The organism is Phenylobacterium sp. (assembly GCF_030693805.1).
Taxonomy (GTDB): Bacteria; Pseudomonadota; Alphaproteobacteria; order Caulobacterales; family Caulobacteraceae; genus Phenylobacterium.
Genome location: NZ_JAUXZW010000041.1, coordinates 1 through 4,863, shown reverse-complemented (window position 1 = coordinate 4,863; position 4,863 = coordinate 1). Strand labels below are relative to the sequence as shown.

The window sequence follows — 4,863 nt, the reverse complement described above, 5'->3', positions numbered from 1 at the left end:
CTCGTCGAGCGCTACTTCTGCAGCCTCAAGCAGTTCCGACGGGTCGCCACACGCTTCGAAAAGACCGCCAGGAACTTCCTCGCAGCCGTTGCACTCGCCTCAGCAAGGCTCTGGCTGCGAGCTATTGAGTCCACGCCCTAGCGGGTGGCGGCGCTGAGCGACGTGCGATCCTGGATATCGCGCACGGCCTTCAGCAGCCGCAGGGCCGAGCGCTCGTTGAGGCGGGTGGGTTCGAAGGCGTCGCGCATCTCCAGCGCGTCGATGATCGCCTCGTCGGCGGCCGACAGGCTGCGGGCGCACATGTTCCAGTCGGCGAACTCGCGCGACGCAGCCGGCGCGGCGTTGATCACCACCGGCGCTTCGTGGCGCGGGTCCTCGATGATCCGGCGATAGGTGGTCAGCACCGCGGTCATCGGCCCCTCCAGCGCCTGGATGAACCAACCGTCGTGGACCAGCAGCAGGCCGGTGACGGCGACCTCGCGGTTATTGCGGATCGACGCGCGGACGATGGCCTCGACCTGCTCGTTGGGCGGCGGATCGTCCGCGAGCCGCTGGCGGCTGAAGTAGATCAGGCGGTGCAGCGAGCGGGTCGATTGAGGTTGTGCTTCGTCGGTCATGAGGTTTTTCCCACAGGCTCGCTTAACGGGGCGGGCCTGATCAGCGCGTGAGCCGGCGCCTTCGTTCCGGCGCCTGCTGCAGCGTCTGCGCCCGGAATCGCCGCAAAGCCTTACGCGGTCAGGGTTTATCGTCGAAAAACCGAACTATTCCGTGCGCCGACAGTATTGGCGTATCGCAGCCGGCTCGTGGGGGGACGGCTACCTGACGGAACTTGAACGGTGAAAGCCCTACTCTTCGCGGTGACTCTAGTCGCCATCATCATCGGCCTGGCGTTGCCGACGCCGCACGCCGACAAGCCTGAAGGCAAGTCGCAGATCGAGCTCGTGGAGCTGGGCGAGGGCTAGGTGACCTGTCCGCTGGCGCGCCGCCCGGCGCACTTCGGCTTAAATCCCATGGCTGGCATTTTGCCTGGCGTCCTGGGCCTCTCAAGGACGAGCGCGAACGCGCTCGCCGCGGCGCGGCCGGCCAAGGGCCGGTCCTTGACAGGCCCAGGACGCCAGGCTCGCGATCTACCATGGGGTTTAAGGCGCAGCCCGCCCCTGGTTGCGGCGGTCGCTGATCTCGGCCAGGCAAGTTGCGGCTTGCGATCTGATAGCCCGCTTGGGTCCCGGCTTTCGCCGGGATAGGCGGAGCGTCAGGTGCGAGTTGGGCGGCTAACGGCCCTTGAACGCCGCGGGACGCTTTTCGATGAAGGCGGCCATGCCTTCCTTCTGATCCTCGAAGGCGAACAGGGAATGGAACAGGCGCCGTTCCATCACCACGCCGGTGGCCAGGGTGGTCTCGTAGGCGGCGTTGACCAGCTCCTTGTTGACCATCACCGCCAGCGGCGAGAGGGACGCGATCTTGCGGGCTGCGGTCATCGCCTCCTCGACCAGCTTGTCGGCCGGGACGACGCGGGAGACCAGGCCCGAGCGCTCGGCCTCGGCGGCGTCCATCATCCGCGCGGTGAGGATCATCTCCATGGCCTTGGATTTGCCGACGAAACGGGTCAGCCGCTGGGTGCCGCCGATTCCCGGCGCGACGCCCAGATTGATCTCCGGCTGGCCGAACTTGGCGGTCTCCGCGGCGATGATGAAGTCGCACAGCATGGCGAGTTCGCAGCCGCCGCCCAGGGCGTAGCCGGCCACCGCGGCGATCACCGGCTTGCGGAACTGTTCGAGCCGGGTCGCGCCGGCGGCGAAGAAGTTCGACTGGAACATCTGGGCGTAGCTCTTGTCCGACATCTCCTTGATGTCGGCGCCGGCGGCGAACGCACGCTCCGAGCCGGTCAGGACAAGGCAGCGGACGGACTCGTCGGCTTCGGCGGCGTCCAGCGCCTGGATCAGTTCGCCGATCAACTGGCTGTTCAGCGCGTTCAGCGCTTCCGGGCGGTTGAGGCGGATCAGGGTAACGCCGTCGGCGGTTTCGACGATCAGGGTCTGGTAGCTCATGACGGGCGCTCCTTGGCTCTCACCTTCCGCTTACGGTCCCTCGACCGAATAGCCAAGCGCCCGCAGTCGGGTGGGTAGGCCGTCGGGGCCGACCAGGTGGCCGACGCCGACCACGACGACGGTGCGCCCCGACCCCGCCATGCGCACCCGGAGCCTGGCGAGCCAGCGGGTATTCCGCTGCACCACGAGGCTACGATAGACCCCGGGGGTCGCCTCGCGCAGCGGGTCCAGCGCCTCGTGATCCAGGCGGCGGACGTCGCCATCCATCCAGGCGTCGACCAGGCTCTCATACTCCTCGGGGCGTTCCTCCATGCTGCGTAGGGTCTCCTCCAGAGAGGCGATCTGTTCGGCGCGAGAAGTGTCGGCGAAGACGCCGATCTGTTCGGCGGGGGTCTCGAAGGCATGGCGCTGCGTGACCGGCGGCGCGGCCTGGTTCAGGGATTTCTCGACGCCGCTGTCGACGCTGGCGCCCGCCTTGCGAAAGATCGCCGAGCCCAGCACCACCTCGGCGAGCCAGGGCTCCAGCCGATCGATGAGCGGCAGGGCGACGCCATAGCTCTCCGCGACCCGCAGGAGCCGCGCCTGGGTGTCCGGCTTCAGCAGGGTGGTCAGGGTCTGGCCCGGCGGCAGGGTCCCGCGTTGCGCGGCCAGGCGGGCGGCCTCAAGCTCGGTCCCGGGATCGACCGGCAGTTCGAACCAGATGTCGTCGGCACGCTCCAGCGCCCTGGTGAGCTGTGGCGTCATCCACCGTGCACCGGGCTTCAGGACATGCAGAGAGCCGAACAGCACCATCTCGGAATCGTGGTCCCTGACGGTCCAGATCGGCGGCTCCGCGCATGCCGCAGCGGGCGTCAGCGCCAGCAGGGCGACCCCGGCGACCGCCAGCCGCCTCACGACTGGCACCGCGGGCAATAGAAGGTGGAGCGGCCGGACTGCACGGCGCGCGCAATGACGCCCTTGCAGCCCGGATTGGGGCAGGGCTCGCCCTCGCGGCCATAGGCGCGGAAGCTATGCTGGAAATAGCCCAGGGCGCCGTCGGCCGCGGCGTAGTCGCGCAAGGTCGAGCCGCCCGCCTCGATGGCCGCGATCAGCACCTCGCGCACCGCCGTCGCAAGGCGCTCCAGCCTCGGTCGCGAGATGCGCCCCGCGGGCTTGAACGGCGATATGCGCGCACGGTGCAGCGCCTCGCAGACGTAGATATTGCCCAGGCCCGCGACCACTCGCTGGTCCAGCAACAGGGTCTTGGGGCCCTGCTTGCGGCCGGCGAACTGGTGGGCGAGCCGACCGGCGTCGAACGCCTCCGACAGCGGTTCGGGACCCAGGCCTGCGAACCACGGATGCTGGTCGAGGCTGTCGGTGTCCAGCAGCGCCATGTAACCGAAGCGCCGAGGGTCGTAATAGGTGACCCGCGTCCCGGCCTCGGTCTCGAACAGAATGTGGGCGTGCTTAGGGTCTGGGTCGGCGGCGTAGTGGAAGCCGCCTGGCCGCGCTGCGCCCGCCGGACGTTCGATCTCGAAGCGACCGCTCATCCCCAAGTGCATCACCAGGGTGTCGCCGCGATCGAGGGGCGCCAGCAGGTACTTGGCGCGGCGGGCCAGCGCGCCGATGCGCGCGCCGGTCAGCCGCTGGACGAAATCCACCGGCAGGGGAAAGCGCAGGTCGGGGCGGCGCGCCTCGACACGCGCCAGCCGCTGGCCGGCCAGCGCCGGCTCCAAGCCACGGCGCACCGTCTCGACCTCTGGAAGTTCGGGCATGGGTTGCGCTTCGCACGGTGAGGGCTGCGTGTCATCCCTCGCTCTCGAGGCCGCCGACTGGCGCGGGCGGCTGCGCGAGGCTAAGACCGCTGGCATGACCGGACCTGACGCCACCTTCGGCTTCCGCGACGTGCCTCCGGAGGAGAAGCCCGGCCTGGTGCGCGGCGTCTTCGACCGCGTCGCCCACCGCTACGACCTGATGAACGACCTGATGAGCGGCGGCGTCCACCGGCTGTGGAAAGACGCGGCGGCGGCCAGGCTGAACCCGCAGCCGGGCGAGGTGATCATCGACTGCGCGGGCGGCACCGGCGACATGGCGCGACGGTTCGCGAAGATGGCCCGGCGCGCGCAACTGCGCCGCGGCGGCGCCGACGCCCGGATCATGGTCGTGGACTACAACGAGCAGATGATCGGGTCGGGGCGCGAGCGCGGGAGCGAACCGGAGATCGCCTGGTCGGTGGGCGACGCCCAGCGCCTGCCGCTGCCAGGCGCGTGCGCTGACGCCTATGTGATCGCCTTCGGCATCCGCAACGTGACCGACGTCGCCCAGGCGCTGCGCGAGGCGCGGCGGGTGCTGAAGCCCGGCGGGCGTTTCCTGTGCCTGGAGTTCTCCAAGCCGACCACGGAGCTGCTGCAGAAGGCCTACGACGCCTTCTCGTTCAAGGTGATCCCGGAGATCGGCGCGCGGGTGGCCGGCGACCGGGAGTCCTATCAATATCTGGTGGAGAGCATCCGTCGGTTCCCCGACCAGGACCGGTTCGCCGCGATGATCGGCGAGGCCGGGTTCGGGCGGGTCGGCTACACCAACTACACCGGCGGCGTCGCGGCCCTGCACCACGGCTGGGCGCTGTAGGCCGATGGGATCGCTGGGCGCGTATGGCCGGCTGATCGGGGCGGGCTGGATCCTGGCGCGCAACGACGTGCTGCTGCCGCGCGAACTGGAAGCGCTGTATCCGCCGCCGCTGCTCGCCGCGTCGCGCGCTGTGCGGCCGTTCGCGGGGCGCGGGGCGCGAGACGGGCGGCCGGGGGAACGGCTGGCCCGCTCGCTGGAGCGGCTGGGG

The 4,863-nt window shown here is 69.6% G+C and carries 6 protein-coding genes and 2 pseudogenes; 4 read left to right on the top strand and 4 right to left on the bottom strand.

Features of this window, described 5'->3' with window-relative positions:
* Window positions 1-141: pseudogene (locus Q8M88_RS01825) on the top strand (IS5/IS1182 family transposase); the annotation flags it as partial.
* On the opposite strand, the gene Q8M88_RS01820 reads toward Q8M88_RS01825, so the two are convergent.
* On the bottom strand, window positions 138-617 hold the full coding sequence (locus Q8M88_RS01820; protein WP_305594491.1) for a BLUF domain-containing protein: 480 nt from the start codon (window positions 615-617) through the stop codon (window positions 138-140). The pseudogene Q8M88_RS01825 and the gene Q8M88_RS01820 sit on opposite strands and share 4 nt — an antisense overlap.
* Before the next feature lie 219 nt (window positions 618-836).
* On the opposite strand from Q8M88_RS01820, the gene Q8M88_RS01815 reads away from it, so the two are divergent.
* Window positions 837-962, top strand: coding sequence for a hypothetical protein (locus tag Q8M88_RS01815; RefSeq protein WP_305594489.1), 126 nt, complete (start codon window positions 837-839; stop codon window positions 960-962).
* Window positions 963-1,271: 309 nt separating this feature from the next.
* Here Q8M88_RS01815 and Q8M88_RS01810 read toward each other — a convergent pair whose 3' ends face one another.
* Genes Q8M88_RS01810 through mutM form a run of 3 tightly spaced genes read right to left on the bottom strand, consistent with a single transcriptional unit; the run spans window position 1,272 to window position 3,802 of the window.
* Window positions 1,272-2,048, bottom strand: a complete 777-nt coding sequence (locus Q8M88_RS01810) for an enoyl-CoA hydratase (RefSeq protein WP_305594487.1) — start codon at window positions 2,046-2,048, stop codon at window positions 1,272-1,274.
* 30 nt (window positions 2,049-2,078) lie between these two features.
* The gene (locus tag Q8M88_RS01805) at window positions 2,079-2,942 is read right to left on the bottom strand and encodes a TraB/GumN family protein (RefSeq protein WP_305594486.1); all 864 of its coding nucleotides are present in this window, start codon (window positions 2,940-2,942) and stop codon (window positions 2,079-2,081) included.
* Window positions 2,939-3,802: a bifunctional DNA-formamidopyrimidine glycosylase/DNA-(apurinic or apyrimidinic site) lyase gene (mutM, locus tag Q8M88_RS01800; protein WP_305594485.1), complete on the bottom strand. Its 864-nt coding sequence runs from the start codon at window positions 3,800-3,802 to the stop codon at window positions 2,939-2,941. Before mutM ends, Q8M88_RS01805 begins: the two co-directional genes overlap by 4 nt.
* A 94-nt stretch (window positions 3,803-3,896) precedes the next feature.
* Between mutM and Q8M88_RS01795 the strand changes: the two genes are divergently transcribed.
* Complete coding sequence (locus tag Q8M88_RS01795; protein ID WP_305594493.1) at window positions 3,897-4,655, top strand: class I SAM-dependent methyltransferase; 759 nt, start codon at window positions 3,897-3,899, stop codon at window positions 4,653-4,655.
* A gap of 4 nt (window positions 4,656-4,659) precedes the next feature.
* A pseudogene (locus tag Q8M88_RS01790) lies at window positions 4,660-4,863 on the top strand (ubiquinone biosynthesis protein UbiB); the annotation flags it as partial.